This is a genomic window from Vulcaniibacterium gelatinicum, from assembly GCF_008033445.1.
GTDB classification, from domain to species: domain Bacteria; phylum Pseudomonadota; class Gammaproteobacteria; order Xanthomonadales; family Xanthomonadaceae; genus Vulcaniibacterium_B; species Vulcaniibacterium_B gelatinicum.
The window spans coordinates 157,830-175,458 of sequence record NZ_VNKO01000001.1; the positions used below are offsets into that span (position 1 = coordinate 157,830).

At 72.5% G+C, this 17,629-nt stretch carries 10 protein-coding genes, 1 tRNA gene and 1 pseudogene; 5 read left to right on the forward strand and 7 right to left on the reverse strand.

Annotated features, from left to right (window positions below; genetic code table 11):
• Positions 1-41: 41 nt before the first annotated feature.
• The gene (rnr, locus tag FPV26_RS00780; protein ID WP_147651512.1) at positions 42-2,456 is read right to left on the reverse strand and encodes a ribonuclease R; all 2,415 of its coding nucleotides are present in this window, start codon (positions 2,454-2,456) and stop codon (positions 42-44) included.
• Positions 2,457-2,551: 95 nt separating this feature from the next.
• Here rnr and FPV26_RS00785 point away from each other — a divergent pair.
• From FPV26_RS00785 to FPV26_RS00795, 3 genes are all read left to right on the forward strand, one after another.
• Positions 2,552-2,636 (forward strand) — tRNA-Leu (locus FPV26_RS00785).
• A gap of 112 nt (positions 2,637-2,748) precedes the next feature.
• Positions 2,749-4,992, forward strand: coding sequence for a DNA topoisomerase IV subunit A (gene parC, locus FPV26_RS00790; protein WP_147651514.1), 2,244 nt, complete (start codon positions 2,749-2,751; stop codon positions 4,990-4,992).
• A gap of 71 nt (positions 4,993-5,063) precedes the next feature.
• Positions 5,064-7,406 carry a penicillin acylase family protein gene (locus tag FPV26_RS00795; RefSeq protein ID WP_147651516.1) on the forward strand — a complete coding sequence of 781 codons (2,343 nt, stop codon included), beginning with the start codon at positions 5,064-5,066 and terminating at the stop codon, positions 7,404-7,406.
• 229 nt (positions 7,407-7,635) lie between these two features.
• Here the strand turns inward: FPV26_RS00795 and asnB are convergent, their stop codons facing one another.
• The 6 genes and pseudogenes from asnB to map form a co-directional block, all read right to left on the reverse strand.
• Positions 7,636-9,345, reverse strand: coding sequence for an asparagine synthase B (asnB, locus tag FPV26_RS00800; RefSeq protein WP_147651518.1), 1,710 nt, complete (start codon positions 9,343-9,345; stop codon positions 7,636-7,638).
• Positions 9,346-9,591: 246 nt separating this feature from the next.
• On the reverse strand, positions 9,592-10,719 hold the full coding sequence (gene dapE / locus FPV26_RS00805; protein WP_147651520.1) for a succinyl-diaminopimelate desuccinylase: 1,128 nt from the start codon (positions 10,717-10,719) through the stop codon (positions 9,592-9,594).
• Entirely contained in the window at positions 10,703-11,080 is a 378-nt protein-coding gene (locus FPV26_RS00810; RefSeq protein ID WP_147651522.1) for an arsenate reductase, read from the reverse strand. Before FPV26_RS00810 ends, dapE begins: the two co-directional genes overlap by 17 nt.
• A gap of 97 nt (positions 11,081-11,177) precedes the next feature.
• A pseudogene (gene dapD / locus FPV26_RS00815) lies at positions 11,178-12,158 on the reverse strand (2,3,4,5-tetrahydropyridine-2,6-dicarboxylate N-succinyltransferase); the annotation flags it as partial.
• The gene (glnD, locus tag FPV26_RS00820) at positions 12,077-14,695 is read right to left on the reverse strand and encodes a [protein-PII] uridylyltransferase (protein WP_147651526.1); all 2,619 of its coding nucleotides are present in this window, start codon (positions 14,693-14,695) and stop codon (positions 12,077-12,079) included. The pseudogene dapD and the gene glnD, both read right to left, overlap by 82 nt.
• Positions 14,692-15,468 carry a type I methionyl aminopeptidase gene (gene map / locus FPV26_RS00825; RefSeq protein WP_147651529.1) on the reverse strand — a complete coding sequence of 259 codons (777 nt, stop codon included), beginning with the start codon at positions 15,466-15,468 and terminating at the stop codon, positions 14,692-14,694. Before map ends, glnD begins: the two co-directional genes overlap by 4 nt.
• 327 nt (positions 15,469-15,795) lie before the next feature.
• Between map and rpsB the strand changes: the two genes are divergently transcribed.
• Positions 15,796-16,614: a 30S ribosomal protein S2 gene (gene rpsB, locus FPV26_RS00830; RefSeq protein WP_147651531.1), complete on the forward strand. Its 819-nt coding sequence runs from the start codon at positions 15,796-15,798 to the stop codon at positions 16,612-16,614.
• Between the two features lie 118 nt (positions 16,615-16,732).
• Positions 16,733-17,614, forward strand: coding sequence for a translation elongation factor Ts (gene tsf, locus FPV26_RS00835; RefSeq protein WP_147651533.1), 882 nt, complete (start codon positions 16,733-16,735; stop codon positions 17,612-17,614).
• Positions 17,615-17,629 lie beyond the last annotated feature (15 nt).

The following is a 17,629-nucleotide window of genomic DNA, read 5'->3' on the forward strand; positions in this document are numbered from 1 at the left end:
AGAAGCTTGATCCGTGTCCATCCGTGCAGATCCGTGGCCAATCAGTACTTCTGCTTGGTCCGCCGCGCCGGCTTGCCGCGCGTGTCGCGGTCTTCGGCGAGGCGGAAGTCTATGCGGCGGTCCTCGACGCTGGCCTTGAGCACGACGATCTCCACCCGGTCGCCGAGCCGGAACGTGCGGCCGGTGCGCTCGCCGGTCAGGGTCTTGCGGATCGGGTCGAAGTGGTAGAAGTCGTACGGCAGCTGGGTGACGTGGATCAGGCCGCTGACCTTGGACTCGTCCAGCTCCACGAACAGGCCGAAGCTCGTCACGCCGCTGATCGTGCCGGCGAAGCGCCCGCCCACGTGCTGCTCCATCCACGCCGCGCGGTAGCGCTCGTCCACCTCGCGCTCGGCCTCGTCGGCGCGGCGCTCGCGCTCGGAGCACTGCAGGGTCAGCGCCGCCATCTCGTGCGCCGAGTACAGGAAGGTGCTGGCCCGGCCGCCGGCCAGCGCGTGCTTGATCGCACGGTGCAGGAGCAGGTCGGGGTAGCGCCGGATCGGCGAGGTGAAGTGGCCGTAGGCCTCCAGCGCCAGGCCGAAGTGGCCCAGGTTCTCGTGCGCGTACACCGCCAGCGCCTGGCTGCGCAGCAGCACCGATTCGAGCAGCGCGGCGTCGGGCCGGTCGCGGATCTTCTTCAGCAGCCGGGTGAAGTCGCGCGGCTGGACCCGGTTCCAGGGCGGCAGGCTGAGCTTGAACTCCTTCAGGAACTCGAGCAGGTCGGCGTACTTCTGCTCCGGCGGCTTGTCGTGGACGCGGAACGGCGCCGGGATGTGCTTCTTCAGGATGTACTTCGCGGCCTCGACGTTGGCCGCGATCATGCATTCCTCGATCAGCCGGTGCGCGTCGTTGCGCTGGAGCATGCCGGCCTGGGTGACCTCGCCCTGCGGGCCGAGCACGAACCGCACCTCGCCGGACTCGAACTCGATCGCCCCGCGCCGCGCGCGCGCCCTGGCCAGCACCTGGTAGAGCTGGTGCAGGTGCTCGATGTGCGGCAGCAGGCCGCCGATCCGGGCCCGGGCCTCGGCCCGCGCCTCCTCGGTGGCCTCGTCGCCGATCGCGTTCCAGACCTGGGTGTAGGTCAGACGCGCGTGCGAATGCATCACCGCCTCGTAGAACCGCGAGCGGGTGACCTCGCCCTCGCGGTCCACGTGCATGTCGCAGACGAAGCACAGCCGGTCCACGCGCGGGTTCAGCGAGCAGATGCCGTTGGACAGCGTCTCCGGCAGCATCGGCACCACGTACCCCGGGAAATACACCGAGGTCGCGCGCAGCTTCGCCTCCTCGTCCAGCGCGGTGCCGGGGCGCACGTAGTGGGAGACGTCGGCGATGGCGACCACCAGGCGGAAGCCGTCGCGGACGGGCTCGCAGTACACCGCGTCGTCGAAGTCCTTGGCGTCCTCGCCGTCGATGGTGACCAGCGGCAGCCGGCGCAGGTCGGTGCGGCCGGCGATCTCGGCCGGCCCCACCGCCAGCGGGATCGCCGCGGCCTCCTCCAGCACCGGCTGCGGGAACTCGTGCGGCAGGTCGTGGCCGTGGATCGCCGCCTGCACCGCGAGCGAGGCGGTCAGGCGCTCGCCGAGCACGGTCAGCACGCGGCCGATCGGGGGGCGCTGCGGGTCGGGGGCCTTGGTCAGCTCGGCCACCACCAGCTGCCCCTCGCGCGCCTCGCCCGCGGCGTCCGGGGGGATCAGGATGTTGCGCTGGATGCGGCGGTCGTCGGGCACCACGTAGCCGATCCCGGCCTCGCGCGTGTAGCGGCCGATCACCCGGGTCAGGCCGCGCTCGAGCACCTCCGCGATCACGCCCTCGCGCCGCCCGCGCCGGTCCAGGCCGGTGACGCTGGCGAGCACGCGGTCGCCGTGCAGCACCTTGCGCATCTCCAGCGGCGGCAGGAACAGGTCGTCGCCGTGCCCGGCGTCGGGGCGCAGGAAGCCGAACCCGTCCGGATTGGCGATCACCGTGCCCGGGATCAGGTCCACGCGCTCGGCGGGGACGAAGCCGCCGCGCCGGTTCTGCAGCAACTGGCCGTCGCGCACCATCGCCCCGAGCCGCCGGCTCAGGGCCTCGAAGCGGTCCGGCGCGGTCAGGCCCAGGGCCTCGGCCAGCGCCTGCGCGTCCATCGGCCCCGGCGCGGCCTCGAGCACGCGCAGGATCATCTCCCGGCTGGCGATCGGCTCGGCGTAACGCTCGGCCTCGCGCGCGGCGTAGGGGTCGCGCAGCGGCGGCCGCGGATGCGGCGCCGGCGCGGCCTTGCGCCGCGGCGGAGCCGGCGGCGGTTCCGGCAGCCAGCCCGGCCGCGGCTTCCCGCCCGCCCGCGACGTCTTCGCCGCCCTGCCACCATGCGCGGCGCCGCCCTTGCCCTTGCCGGACGCGGTGCCGCGGCCCTTGCCGCGCTTGCCAGGAGTTCTGCTCATCCCGGCGATGGTACCCCGCCGCCCGCGAACGCCGTCACGACTGCGCAGATGCGTTGACATCGCGCCCGCCGCACTGCACCATACGCGCCCCACCTGCCCAGGTGGCGGAATTGGTAGACGCACTAGTTTCAGGTACTAGCGGGTAAAACCGTGGAGGTTCGAGTCCTCTCCTGGGCACCATGATCCGATCCGAACGACCCCCGCCAGCGCGGGGGTTTTTCGTTTCCGCGCCCGGAACGCGCCGACCCCGCCGGTAGAATCGCGGTTTCGCATTCCGGTTGCCCGCCGCACGATGAACGACACCGTCCGCCCCGCCTTCCACGGCTTCGAGCAGATCCCGCTGCGCGAGTATGCCGAGCGCGCCTATCTCGACTACTCGATGTACGTGGTGCTCGACCGCGCGCTGCCGTTCCTGGGCGACGGCCTGAAGCCGGTGCAGCGCCGGATCGTGTACGCGATGAGCGAGCTGGGGCTGAACGCGGGCGCCAAGCCGAAGAAGTCGGCGCGCACCGTGGGCGACGTGATCGGCAAGTACCACCCGCACGGCGATTCGGCCTGCTACGAGGCGCTGGTGCTGATGGCGCAGCCGTTCTCGTACCGCTATCCGCTGATCGAGGGCCAGGGCAACTTCGGCTCGCCGGACGATCCCAAGTCGTTCGCGGCGATGCGCTACACCGAGGCCAAGCTCACGCCCATCGCCGAGGTGCTGCTGGGCGAGCTGGAACAGGGCACGGTGGACTGGACGCCCAACTTCGACGGCACCCTGGAGGAGCCGAGCTGGCTGCCGGCGCGCCTGCCGCACCTGCTGCTCAACGGCACCACCGGCATCGCCGTGGGCATGGCCACCGACGTCCCGCCGCACAACCTCAACGAAGTGGTCAGCGCCTGCGTGCGCCTGCTCGACGATCCCGACGCCAGCGTGCGCGAGCTGTGCGAGCACATCCGCGGCCCGGACTATCCGACCGCGGCCGAGATCATCACGCCGCCGGCCGACCTGGTGGCGATGTACGAAACCGGCAGCGGCAGCGTGCGCGCGCGCGCCACCTGGGTGAAGGAGGGCGCCAACATCGTCGTCACCGCCCTGCCCTACCAGGTCTCGCCGTCGAAGGTGATCGAGCAGATCGCGCAGCAGATGCGGGCCAAGAAGCTGCCGTGGCTGGAGGACATCCGCGACGAGTCCGACCACGCCAACCCGGTGCGGGTGGTGCTGGTGCCGCGCAGCAGCCGGGTGGACGCCGAGCAGCTGATGGGCCACCTGTTCGCCACCACCGACCTGGAGAAGAGCTACCGGGTCAACCTCAACGTGATCGGCCTGGACGGCAAGCCGCAGGTCAAGCACCTCAAGGCGCTGCTGTCGGAGTGGCTCACCTTCCGCACCGACACGGTGACGCGCCGGCTCCGGCACCGGCTGGACAAGGTCGAGCGGCGCCTGCACCTGCTCGAGGGCCTGCTGGTCGCGTTCCTGAACCTGGACGAGGTGATCCGCATCATCCGCACCGAGGACGAGCCCAGGCCGGTGCTGATGGCGCGCTTCGGCCTCAGCGGGGAACAGGCCGACTACATCCTCGAGACCAAACTGAAGCAGCTGGCGCGGCTGGAGGAGATGAAGATCCGCGGCGAGCAGGACGCCCTCGCCCAGGAACGCGAATCCATCCAGGCGACCCTGGCCAGCAAGGCGAAGCTGAAGAAGCTGGTCAAGGACGAGCTGCTCGCCGACGCTTCGAGGTTCGGCGATGCGCGCATCTCGCCGCTGGTGGTGCGCGAGGCGGCGCAGGCGCTCGACGAGACCGAGCTGGTGGCGAGCGAGCCGCTCACCGTGGTGCTCAGCCAGAAGGGCTGGGTGCGCGCGGCCAAGGGTCACGACGTGGACGCCGCCGCACTCGGCTACCGCGAGGGCGACGGCCTGCTCGCGGCGGTGAGGGGGCGCAGCACCTGGCAGGTGGCGTTCCTGGACTCCACCGGGCGCAGCTATTCCACCGCCGCGCACACCCTGCCCTCGGCGCGCGGCAACGGCGAGCCGCTCACCGGCCGCTTCTCGCCGCCGCCCGGGGCCGCGTTCCAGGCCCTGGCCACGGGCGAGAACGACACCCGCTTCGTGCTCGCCAGCAGCCACGGCTACGGCTTCGTCACCCGCTTCGAGAACCTCACCGGCCGCAACAAGGCCGGCAAGGCGATGCTCTCGCTCACCCCGAACGCGAAGGTGCTGCAGCCGGCTTTCGTCGCCAACCCCGACACCGACCGCCTGGTGGTGGCGACCAGCGCCGGCCACCTGCTCGCGTTCCCGGTGGGCGAGTTGCCCGAGCTCGACAAGGGCAAGGGCAACAAGCTGATCGACATCCCGAAGGCCAAGCTCGGCACCGAGCGCGTGGTCGCGGTGGCGGTGGTGCCGCCGGGCGGCACGCTGGCGGTGAAGTCGGGCGCGCGCACGATGACGCTCTCGTTCAAGGATCTCGATGGCTACCTCGGCGCGCGCGCGACGCGCGGCGGCCTGCTGCCGCGCGGGTGGCAGAAGGTGGACGGGCTGGCGGTGGAATGAGCGCCGGCGCCGCGCGCGCGGCGCCCCGCCTGCTTCCGCTATCCTCGCGGTGAATGCCCGCGGGGGTACCCATGCTGCTCACCTGGTCCAGGCGCCTGCTGCTGGCGCTGCTCGCCCTGCTCCTGCTCGCCGCGCTCGCCGCCTGGTGGCTGCTGCGCGGCAGCCTGCCGCCGCTGGAGGGCACCCAGGCCCTGCCCGGGCTGGGCGCGCCGGTGACGGTCGAACGCGACCGGCTCGGCGTGGTCACGGTGCAGGCGCGGAACGCAGCCGACGCGATGCGCACGCTGGGCTACGTGCATGCCCAGGAACGCTGGTTCGAGATGGACCTGCTGCGCCGCAGCGCCGCCGGCGAGCTGGCGGAACTGTTCGGTGAACGCGCGCTCGAGGCCGACCGCGTGCGCCGCGTGCACCGCATGCGCGCCCGGGCGCAGGCCCAGCTCGCCGTGCTCGACCGCGGCCAGCGCGCCCTGCTCGCGGCCTACACCGAGGGCGTGAACGCCGGCCTGGCCGCGCTGCGCGTGCGCCCCTGGCCGTACCTGCTGCTGCGCACCCAGCCGGTGCCGTGGCGGCCGGAGGACACCGCGCTCGTCGCGCACGCGATGTATTTCGACCTGCAGGACGCGCGCAACGCGCGCGAACTGGCACTGGCGCGGGTGCGCCCGCACCTGCCCGCGCCGCTGTACGCGCTGATCACCCACGACGGCTCGGACTGGGACGCGCCGCTGGCCGGCGGCCCGCGCGGCGACGCCCCGCTGCCCGGCGCGGAGCAGCTCGCACTGCGCCGGCTGCCGTCCCCGGCCGAGGCCGCCCACGCCGCCGAGCCGCCCCCCGCGCGCGGCAGCAACAACTTCGCCGTCGCCGGCGCCCTGACCGCGGACGGACGCGCGCTGGTCGCCAACGACATGCACCTGGCCCTGCGCGCGCCCAACATCTGGTTCCGCGCGCGCCTGCGCTACGCCGATCCGCGCGCGCCCGGCGGACGAGTGGACGTCACCGGCTTCACCCTGCCCGGCGTGCCGGGCGTGATCGTGGGCAGCAACGGACACGTGGCCTGGGGCTTCACCAACAGCTACGGCGACTGGCTGGACTGGGCGCGCGTGCCCGGCTGCCGCGCGCGTCCCTGCCCCGGCACCCGCGTGCACCGCGAACGCATCCTCGTCGCCGGTGGCGAACCGGTGACGCTGGAAGTGGAGGAAACCGCGTGGGGCCCGATCGTCGCCGACGGTCCGCAGGGCGAGCCGCTGGCCCTGCGCTGGGTGGCGCACCTGCCCGGCGCGTTCAACCTCGGGCTGATGGAGATGGCCCGCGCGCACGATCTCGATGCCGCCCTGGCCGTGGCCGAACGCACCGCGATCCCGGCCCAGAACCTGGTCGTGGGCGACGCACGCGGCCGCATCGCCTGGCGCCTGCTCGGCCCGATCCCGCAACGCGCCCCCGGCTGCGCGCCTGCCGCCATCTCCGATCCCGCCGCCTGCCCGCCCTGGCGCGTGACCACGGCCGGCGCCCCGGCGATCGTGGATCCGCCCTCGGGCCGGCTGTGGACCGCGAACGCGCGGGTGGTGGACGGCGAAGCCCTGCGCACCATCGGCGACGGCGGTTACGCCCTCGCGGTGCGCGCGCGCATGATCCGCGACGCGCTGTTCGCCCGCGACCGCTTCGACGAACGCGCGCTGCTCGCGATCCAGCTCGACGACCGCAGCGTGTTCCTGCAGCGCTGGTGGCAACTGCTGCAGCAGTCGGCGCAGGCCTCCGCTCCCGGCTCGGCCCTGCGCGCACTGGCCGAAGCCGCGCCCGTGCTGGAGCCGCACGCCGACGCCGACGCGGTCGGCTACCGCCTGGTCCGCGCCTGGCGCACCGCGGTGAACGCACGCATCGCCGACGGCCTGCTCGCTCCCGCCCGCGCCGCGCTCGGCCCCGATGCCGAGATGCCCGCCCTCCCGCAACTCGAAAGCGTGGCCTGGCCGCTGGTCACGCAACGCCCCCCGCACCTGCTGCCCGCGCGCTGGCCGAGCTGGGACGCGCTGTTCGAGGACGCCGCGCGCGAAGTGCGCGACGAACTCGCCCCGCTCGGCCCGCTGCGCCAACGCACCTGGGGCGAACGCAACACCGCCGAGATCTGCCATCCCCTCGCCGGCGCCGTGCCCTTCGGCCGCCACCTGCTGTGCATGCCGCACGAACCCCTGCGCGGCGACACCCTCAACCCGCGCGCCCAGTCCCCGCGCGATGGCGCCTCCGAACGCATGGTCGTCGCCCCCGGCCGCGAGGCCGACGGCATCGCGCACATGCCCGGCGGCCAGAGCGGCCACCCCCTCTCCCCCTTCTGGGGCGCCGGCCACGACGACTGGGTCCACGGCCGCCCGACCCCGTTCCTGCCCGGCGAAACGCAGCACACCTTGCGCCTGACGCCGCAGTAATCAGCGGCGCCGATCGCCCGCAGGCCCGGCAATGGCCGGCAGGCCTTTGCGCGACTGTCGGCGGCAGGGATGCCGCCGACAAGCCCACAGGGACGTGTTCACGGCGTGTCGCGCAAAGGCCTGTCGGCCATTGCCGGGCCACCGCTACGTGGATGTGTTCACGGCGTGTCGCGCAAAGGCCTGCCTGCCCTCCGTGGGCGCTCCGCAACGATGCACCGCTACCACCCGGTCACACCGCCGCCCGATGCACCCCCACCACCGCGCGCCCCGACGGATCGGCCATGCGCGCGAACGACGCATCCCACGCCAGCGCCGCCGGCGACGAACACGCGATGGACTTCCCGCCCGGCACCGTGCGCGCACACGCCTCGCCCGGAAAGTGGCGCTCGAACAACACGCGGTACCAGTACGCCTCCTTCGTCGCCGGCGGATTCACCGGAAAACGCTCGGCCGCCGCCGCGAAATCCGCGTCGCTCACCTGCGCCTCCGCATGCGCCTTCAACCCGTCGATCCACCCGTAGCCCACTCCGTCGCTGAACTGCTCCTTCTGCCGCCACAGGATCTCCCGCGGCAACACCCCCTCGAACGCCTCCCGCAGCACCGCCTTCTCCACCGCCCGCTCCCCGTCCGGCCCCGGCCGCACCAGCTTGTGCGCCGCATCCATCCCCATCGCCACCTCCAGGAACTCCAGGTCCAGGAACGGCACCCGCGCCTCCACCCCCCAGGCCATCATCGCCTTGTTCGCCCGCAGGCAGTCGTACAGGTGCAGCGCATCGAGCTTGCGCACCGTCTCGGCATGGAACTCCTCGGCATTGGGCGCCTTGTGGAAGTACAGATAGCCGCCGAACACCTCGTCCGCCCCCTCGCCCGAGAGCACCATCTTCACCCCCATCGCCCTGATCCGCCGCGCGAGCAGGAACATCGGCGTCGAGGCGCGCACCGTGGTGACGTCGTAGCTCTCGATGTGGCGGATCACCTCCGGCAGCGCGTCCAGCCCTTCCTCGAAGGTGTAGGTGAAGCCGTGGTGCACGGTGCCGATGGCCTCCGCCGCCACGCGCGCGGCGGCCAGGTCCGGCGAGCCCTCCAGCCCGATCGCGAACGAATGCAGGCGCGGCCACCACGCCTCGGAACGGTCGTCGTCCTCGACCCGATGACGCGCGAACCGCGCCGCGCAGGCCGCCACCAGCGACGAGTCGAGCCCGCCCGACAGCAGCACGCCGTAGGGCACATCGCTCATGAGCTGCCGGTGCACCGCACGCTCCAGCGCCGCGCGCAGCGCCTGCGGCGGCACCGCCACCCCGCGCGTGCGCGCGTAGTCGCGCCAGGCCGGCGCGTAATAGCGCCGCGGTTGCGGCATCGCCCCGTCCGCGCCGGCCGTGAGCTCGCACCAGTGCCCCGGCGGGAACGGCGCCACGTCCGCGCACACCCGCACCAGCGCCTTCATCTCCGAGGCCACCCACAGCCGCCCGTCGCCGTCGCGTCCCCAGTACAGCGGGCAGACCCCGATCGGATCGCGCGCGATCAACGCCCGCCCGCGCGCGGCGTCCCACAGCGCGAAGGCGAAGATGCCGTTGAGCCGCGCCAGCCATGCGCCCGGCTCCTCGCCGTCGCGGTACAGCGCGTTGACCACCTCGCAGTCCGAGCCGCTGCCGAACGCATAGGGCGTGCGCAAGCCCGCTTCCAGCGCGCGGTGGTTGTAGATCTCGCCGTTGACCGCCAGCGCCAGCGCACCGTCGGCCGAGCGCAGCGGCTGCGCGCCGCCGGCCGGATCCACGATCGCCAGCCGCTCGTGCACCAGCAGCGCGCGCGGCTCGGCATGCACGCCGGACCAGTCCGGGCCGCGATGGCGCTGGCGCGCCGAGAGCGAGAGCGCGAACGGCCGCAGCGCACGCAGGTCCGCGCCGGGGCGGAGGTCGAAGACACCAAGGATGGAACACATGGCCGGACTCCTGTGGGTTTTGACGGGGCGAAAACGAAAGGGCCCGCACTTCGCAGTGCGGGCCCCGATGGACGATGAGCGGAGGTGACGCGCGCTAATCGCCGGCCCGCGGTGGGCTGGCGTTGTTGCGATTGTCGTTGCGCACGACGGCCGCGCCGCGGAAGGCGGCAGGCAGGCGGGTCGTGGCGCGTGGGCGGGTCATGGGCCGAGTCTGCGGCAGGGGCAGGCGGTCCGGCAAGCCCCCCCTCAGCCCAGCAGCCGCTCGATCAGGGCCAGGTACAGCGCCGGCAGCCGCTCCAGGTCGGCCACCGCCACGTGCTCGTCCACCTTGTGGATGCTGGCGTTGACCGGGCCGATCTCGACGCAGTGCGCGCCGAGCGGGGCGATGAAGCGCGCGTCCGAGGTGCCGCCGCCGGTGCTCTCCTCCGGCAGCGCGCCGGAGAACGCCGCCAGCACCTCGCGTGCGGCCGCGCGCAGCGGTCCTTCCGGAGTGAAGAACGGCTCGCCGCCACGGTGCCACTGCACCGCGTAATCCAGGCCGTGCGCGCGCAGCACCGCCTCGCACTCGCGCTCCAGCCGCTCGGCGTTCCAGTGCGGGTTGTAGCGCAGGTTGAACAGCACCTGCAGTTCGCCCGGGATCACGTTGTTGGCGCCGGTGCCGGCGTGGACGTTGCTGATCTGGAAGCTGGTCGGCGGGAACGAGGCATACCCCGCATCCCACTGCCGCGCGGCCAGCTCCGCCAGCGCCGGCAGCGCCTGGTGGATCGGGTTGCGGGCCTTGTCCGGATAGGCCACGTGGCCCTGCACGCCGCGCACCGTCAGCGTCGCCGACAGCGTGCCGCGCCGGCCCACGCGCAGCAGATCGCCCAGCCGCGCCACCGACGAAGGTTCGCCGGTGATGCACCAGTCCACCCGCTGCCCGCGCTCGCGGAACGCTTCCGCCACGCGCCGCACCCCGTCCACCGCATCGCCTTCCTCGTCCGAGGTCAGCAGCAGCGCGACCGTGCCCGGATGCCGCGGGTGCGCCGCGACGAACCGCTCCAGCGCGAGCACGAACGCCGCCACGCTGCCCTTCATGTCCGCCGCGCCGCGTCCGTACAGCTTCCCGTCGCGGATCTCCGGCACGAACGGATCGCTGCTCCACGCCTCGCGCGGCCCCGGCGGCACCACGTCGGTATGCCCCAGCAGCACCAGCACCGGCCCGCCCGCGCCATGCGCGGCCCAGAGGTTGTCCACCGCGCCGAAGCGCAGGTGCTCGCAGGCGAACCCCGCGCGCTGCAGCCGCCCGGCGATCAGCGCCTGGCAACCGGCGTCGTCCGGCGTGACCGAAGGGCGCGCGATCAGCGCGCAGGCCAGGTCAAGCACCTCGGACATCGCCCGCCCCCGCGCCAAAGCGCTTCTTGAACCCGTTGTCGGAAAACCCCTGGGTCACCACGCCATCCTCCGTCACCACCACCGGCCGCCGGATCAGCTGCGGATACTCCTTGAGCAGCAGCTTCCACTCCGCATCCGAGCCCGGCGCCTTGCGGGCCGGCGGCAGATTGCGCCAGGTGGTCGAGGCCTTGTTGACCATCGCCTCCCACCCGCCGAGCTTCTCCTTCCACGCCGCCAGCGTCTCCGGCGCCACCCGCTGCTCGCGGTAGTCCACGAACTCATGCGCGATGCCGAAACGTGCGAGCCAGTTGCGGGCCTTGCGGCAGGTGTCGCAGTTGGTCAGTCCGTACAGGGTCGTCATTGGTTTTCTTCAGCCACGGATGGACACGGATGGACACGGATGAGACATGAGGAGAAGCGTCGTGCGGCAGGCTGCCGTCGCGCCTGACCGCCCGCGCTCACTCCGCCAGGCCGCGCAGCAGCTCGTTGACCGAAGTCTTGGCCCGCGTCTTCGCATCCACCTGCTTGACGATCACCGCACAGTACAGCGAGTGCGAGCCGTCCTTCGCCGGCAATTGCCCCGACACCACCACGCTGTACGGCGGCACGTAACCGTACGTGACCTCTCCCGTCATCCGGTTGTAGATCCGCGTGCTCTGGCCGATGAACACCCCCATCCCGATCACGCTGTGGTGCCCCACCACCACCCCTTCCACGATCTCCGACCGCGCCCCGATGAAACAGTGGTCCTCGATGATCGTCGGCGCGGCCTGCAACGGCTCCAGCACCCCGCCGATGCCCGCCCCGCCCGACAGATGGCAATGCTTGCCGATCTGCGCGCACGAACCCACCGTCGCCCACGTGTCCACCATCGTCCCGGCCCCCACGTAGGCCCCGATGTTGACGAAGCTCGGCATCAGCACCACGTCCTTGCCGATGTGGCAGCCGCGGCGCGCGATCGCGCCCGGCACCACCCGCGCCCCCAGCCTGCGGAACCTGCTCTCGTCGAACCCCGCGAAGCGTGCCGGGACCTTGTCCCAGAACGGCGCCGGCTCGGCCTCGATCACCTGCATCTCCTGGGTGCGGAAGTACAGCAGCACCGCCTTCTTCAGCCATTCGTTGACCTTCCAGCCGCCCTGCCCGTCCGGCTCGGCGACCCGAAACTCGCCGCTCTCCAGCCCCTCGATCACCCGCTCGACCGAAGGCCGCGTGGCCCACTCGATCTCCTCCGGCGTGAGCATGGTGCGCCGCTCCCAGGCGCTCTCGATGTGGAACTTCAGCTCGTCCACGGTCGGCCCGCGCGGCGCGTCGGGCGTGGAGGTCGTCGTCTTCTTCTTCGCAGTGGTCTTGCGCGCGCTCATCGCGTCTCTCCGTCGAGTTGGGTCAGCAGCGCCGTGCGCAGCGCCTGCTGTTGCGGTTCGTCGAGCGCACGGTCGCGCTCGTCGGTGATCTGGAACACGTCCTCGGCGCGCTCGCCGAAGGTGGCGATGCGTGCATCGTGCACGCGCAGGCGCTGGCTGCGCAGGATCCGGGTCACGTCGGCCAGCAGCCCCGGGCGGTCGGTGCACACCAGGCTCAGCAGCGTGCGCCGCCCGTCCGGCGTCGGCGCGAACTCCACCTGCGGCCGGATCCGGAAATGGCGCAGGTGCCGCGGCTGGGTGCGGCGCGCGGGCTTGACCGCATCGAGATCGGGCAGCGCGAGCGTGGCGTGCAGGCGGCGCTCGATCTCGTGTGCCGTGATCGGGCGCTGCCCGTCGGCGGGCACCACCTCGAAGGTGTCGAACACCATCCCGTCCGGGCCGTCGAGCAGCCGCGCCTGCTGGATCGCCAGCCCGGCGCGGTCGAGCGTGGCCACGATCGCCGCGAACAGGCCGTCGCGGTCGGGCGAATGCACGAACACCTCCAGCGCCCCGGCCTGCGCGCCGAGCGTGCGCGCGCTGACCCGCACCCCGTGGGTGTCCGGGCCGCGCAGCACCGCCGCCTGCCAGGCCACCTGGTCCGGCCGGCCGCGCAGGAAGCTCTCCTCCGGCATGCGCGCGAACAGCGCCTCGGCCTCGGCCGCGTCCACGCCGTAGCCGAGCAGGATCGCGCGCGCGGCGAAGCGGGTCTCGGCGATGCGCTCCTCGGCCGCGACCGGGTGTTCGAGCCCGCGCCGCAGCGCCAGCCGGGTGGCGGTGTGCAGGTCGGCGAGCAGCCGGTCCTTCCACGCGTTCCACAGCTTGGGCGAGGTGCCAGCGATGTCGGCGCAGGTCAGCAGGTACAGCAGGTCGAGCCGCTCGCGGTCGGCGACCTCGAGCGCGAAGCGGTGGATCACCGCCGGGTCGCTGATGTCCTGCTTCTGCGCGGTCACCGACATCAGCAAGTGCTTGCGCACCAGCCACGCCACCAGTTCGGTGTCGGCCTCGGACAGGCCGTGGGCGAGGCAGAACTCGCGCGCGTCCACCGCGCCGAGTTCGGAATGGTCGCCGCCGCGGCCCTTGGCGATGTCGTGGAACAGGCCGGCCAGCAGCAGCAGTTCCGGCTTGCGCAGCCGCGGCCAGACCTCGTGTGCGATCGCGAAACGCTCGTCGGGCCCGTGGGCGAAGCCGGCGATGTTCTTGAGCACCGCGATCGTGTGCTGGTCCACGGTATAGACGTGGAACAGGTCGAACTGCATCCGCCCGGACACCCCGGCGAACGCCGGCAGCCAGCGCCCGAGCACGCCCAGCCGCGCCATGCGCGCCAGCGTCTCCACCGGCTGCGGGCCGCGCAGCAGGGCCATGAACCGCGCACGCAGCCCAGGGGGGGCGTCGGGATAGGCCGGGATCGCCGGCAAGGCCTCGGCCAGCGCGCGCGCAGTCTGCGAGTGCAGGCCACGGATGCGCGGATGCGCGGCCCAGGCCGCGAACAGGGCGAACACCCGCGCCGGATCGCCCTCCGGCCAGCCGGGCGCGCGCGCCGCCAGGTAGCCGCGGCGCAGCGCGAACTCGTCGTCGAGCGGTTCCGGCGCCGCCTCGCCCTCGAGCTGTTCCTCGAACCGCTGCAACAGGCGCTCGTTGATCCGCAGCACCAGCGCGGCGCTGCGGTAGAAGCCCTGCATCATCTGCTCGACCGCGAGGTTGCCGGCGTCACCGGCGTGTCCCAGCCGCGCCGCCAGGGTCTTCTGGTGGTCGAAGCGCAGCCGCTCCTCGCGCTTGCCCGCGACCAGGTGCAGGCCGAAGCGCAGCCGCGCCAGCGCCCGCCGTTCGCGTTCGAGCGTGGCGTGTTCGTCGCCGCCGAGCTGGCCGAGCGCGATCAGCTGCTCGAAGTCGCGCGCGCCGAGCACGCGCAGCGCCATCCAGCGCAGGGTCTGCACGTCGCGCAGCCCGCCCGGGCCTTCCTTGAGGTTGGGTTCGAGGTTGTCGGCGGTGTCGCCGAAGCGGGCGTGGCGCGCGCGTTGTTCCTCGCGCTTGGCCAGGTAGTACTCGCGCGGCGGCCACACCCGCTCGGGCGCGATCGCCCGCGCCAGCCGCGCGGCGTCGCCGTCGCGCGCCGCCAGCGGCCGCGCCTCCAGCATCGCGGTCAGCGCGGTGATGTCGGCGCGCGCGGCGTCGGTGCACTCGGCGGCCGAGCGCACCGCATGCCCCACCGGCAGGCCCGCGTCCCACAGCAGGGCGAACAGGCGCGACAGCGCCTCGCGGTACGCGGCCTGGGCGTCGGATTCGGCCAGCACCAGCAGGTCCACGTCGGACTGCGGGAACAGCTCGCCGCGGCCGTAGCCGCCGACCGCGAACAGCGCCAGCGGCGCGTCCGCCGGCACGCAGCGCGCCCACGCCGCGCGCACCTGCGCATCCACCGCCACCGCGCGCGCGCGCAGCAGCGCGTCCACGTCCTCGCCGCGGTCGAAGCGTTCGGCCAGTCCGGCGTCGGCCTGCGCCAGCGCGGCGCGGGCCGCGGCGGCCCAGGCGGCGTCGCCGGAGGCCGCCGTCGCTGCGTTCGCGGCGGCCGGCTCGCTCATGGGTCGTTGTCGTCGCCCGGCAGGCGGGTGAGGATCTCCACGCCGTCCTCGGTCACCGCCACGGTGTGCTCCCACTGCGCCGAGAGCTTGCGGTCCTTGGTCACCACGGTCCAGCCGTCGGGCAGCAGGCGGGTGTGGCGCGAGCCCTCGTTGATCATCGGCTCGATGGTGAAGGTCATGCCCGGCTGCAGCACCAGCCCCTCGCCCGGACGGCCGTAGTGCAGCACCTGCGGCTCCTCGTGGTACACGCGGCCGATGCCGTGGCCGCAGTACTCGCGCACCACGCTGAAGCGGTGGCTCTCGGCGTAGCTCTGGATCGCATGGCCGATGTCGCCGAGCGTGGCGCCCGGCCGCACCGCGCGAATGCCGCGGAACATCGCCTCGCGGGTGACCTCCACCAGCCGCCGCGCCATCACCGACGGCGTGCCGACGTAGTACATGCGGCTGGTGTCGCCGTGCCAGCCGTCCTTGATGACGGTGACGTCGATGTTGATGATGTCGCCGTCCTTGAGCACCTTGGCCTCGCTCGGGATGCCGTGGCAGATCACGTTGTTGACCGAGGTGCAGATGGTGGCCGGGAAGCCCTTGTAGCCGACGTTGGCCGGGATCGCCTGCTGCACGTTGACGATGTGGTCGTGGCAGATCCGGTCCAGCTCGGCGGTGGTGACCCCCGGCTTCACGTACGGCGCGACGACCTGCAGCACCTCGGCCGCCAGGCGGCCGGCGATGCGCATCTTCTCGATCTCTTCGGGGGTCTTGAGGGTGATGGCCATCGGGGAATTATCGCCCATGCGGCCTGCCCGGCCGCCCCGGGGCCTGGACCGGCCCGCGCCGCCGCCGCCGCGGTTGCCCCGGGGCCGGCCGCCCTGCTACGATTCCGCAGCTTTGCCCGGCCCTGGCCGGCAGCCGCCCACGACGGGCGTCACCGTCGAATCCACACCCGCGGCAAACACCCGTCCCGGGGTGTCCCGAGCGTCCGCCAGGACCTCTGGATCTGGAGACGGAGGCCGCGGGGAGGCCCAACCCCGGAACCCTGCCCTCGGGCAGCCGCCTTCCCTTCCTGCCGGCGGCCGCGGTTCCCCCGTCAGGAGTCTTCTGCAATGCCCCAGATCACCATGCGCCAGATGCTGGAGGCCGGCGTGCACTTCGGCCACCAGACCCGCTACTGGAACCCGAAGATGGGTCCGTACATCTTCGGCGCCCGCGGCAAGATCCACATCATCAACCTCGAGAAGACGGTTCCGCTGTTCAACGACGCGATGAACTTCATCTCGGGCGTGGCCCAGAAGCGCGGCATCGTCCTGTTCGTCGGCACCAAGCGCTCGGCGCGCGATGCGGTCAAGGAAGAGGCGATCCGCTGCGGCATGCCGTACATGACCCAGCGCTGGCTGGGCGGCACGCTGACCAACTTCCGCACCCTCAAGCAGTCGGTGGCGCGCCTGAAGGAGCTCGAGGCGGCCGAGACCGACGGCACCTTCGACAAGCTGGTCAAGCACGAAGTCATCCGCCTGCGCCGCGAGCGCGAGAAGCTCGAGGCCTCGCTGGGCGGCATCAAGGAGATGAACCGCCTGCCCGACGCGCTGTTCGTGATCGACATCGGCCACGAGAACATCGCCGTGCAGGAGGCCAAGAAGCTCGGCATCCCGGTGGTGGCGGTGGTGGACACCAACTACGACCCGTCGCTGGTGGACTACCCGATCCCGGGCAACGACGACGCCATCCGCGCCGTGCAGCTCTACACCCGCGCCGCGGCCGACGCCGTGCTCGAGGGCAAGGCCGCCGCGCCGTCGGCCGCCAGCGTGCGCGAGGAGGAGTTCGCCGAGGCCGAGGGCGAAGGCGAGAAGAAGGCCCCGCGCCGCGCGCCGGCCCGCAAGCCGGGGGCGAAGAAGCCGTCCGCCGAGGCCGACGCCGCCGAGTGAGCGAACGCCGCGACGCGGCCGCGCCGGCATGCGCGGCCGCCCGTTCGCGGCCCTTGAGTCTCCGGGACACGGCGCCCGCGCCGTGTCCGTCCCTCTTTCCCGAATCGAGACGACCCCCATGGCAGAAATCACCGCTTCCCTGGTCAAGGAACTGCGCGAGCGCACCGGCGCCGGCATGATGGAGTGCAAGAAGGCGCTCACCGAGAACGGCGGCGACATCGACGCCGCGGCCGAGTGGCTGCGCAAGCAGGGCCTGGCCAAGGCCGACAAGAAGGCCAGCCGCATCGCCGCCGATGGCCGCATCGCCGTGGCCGCCGAGGGCGGCAAGGCGGTGCTGGTGGAGATCAACTCCGAGACCGACTTCGTGGCCAAGGACGGGAACTTCCTGGCCTTCGCCGAGACCGTGGCCAAGGCTGCGCTGGCCTCGGGCGCGGCCGACGTCGAGGCGCTGAAGAACGTGAAGCTGGCCTCCGGCGAGACCGTCGAGGAGGCCCGCGCCGCGGTCGTGGCCAAGGTCGGCGAGAACGTGCAGGTGCGCCGCATGGCGCGCGTGGACAGCGCCCATCACGTGGCCGCGTACGTGCACGGCGGCCGCATCGGCGTGCTGGTCGAGCTCAAGGGCGGCGACGCGGAGCTGGCCAAGGGCATCGCCATGCACGTGGCGGCGATGAACCCGCCCTACGTCAAGGCCTCCGACGTGCCGGCCGAGTTCCTGGCCAAGGAGAAGGAGATCGAGCTGGCCAAGATGTCGGAGAAGGACAAGGCCAAGCCGGCCGAGATCCTGGAGAAGATCATCAGCGGCAAGCTCAACAAGATCGTCAGCGAGAACACGCTGTACGGCCAGCCGTACGTGCTCGACACCAACCAGAGCGTGGAGGCGGTGCTCAAGGCCGCCGGCGCCGAGGTGCTGGCGGTGCGCCGCCTGGCGGTCGGCGAGGGCATCGAGAAGAAGGAAGACGACTTCGCCGCCGAGGTGATGAAGCAGGCCGGCCTGGCCTGACCCCCGCGGCCCGCT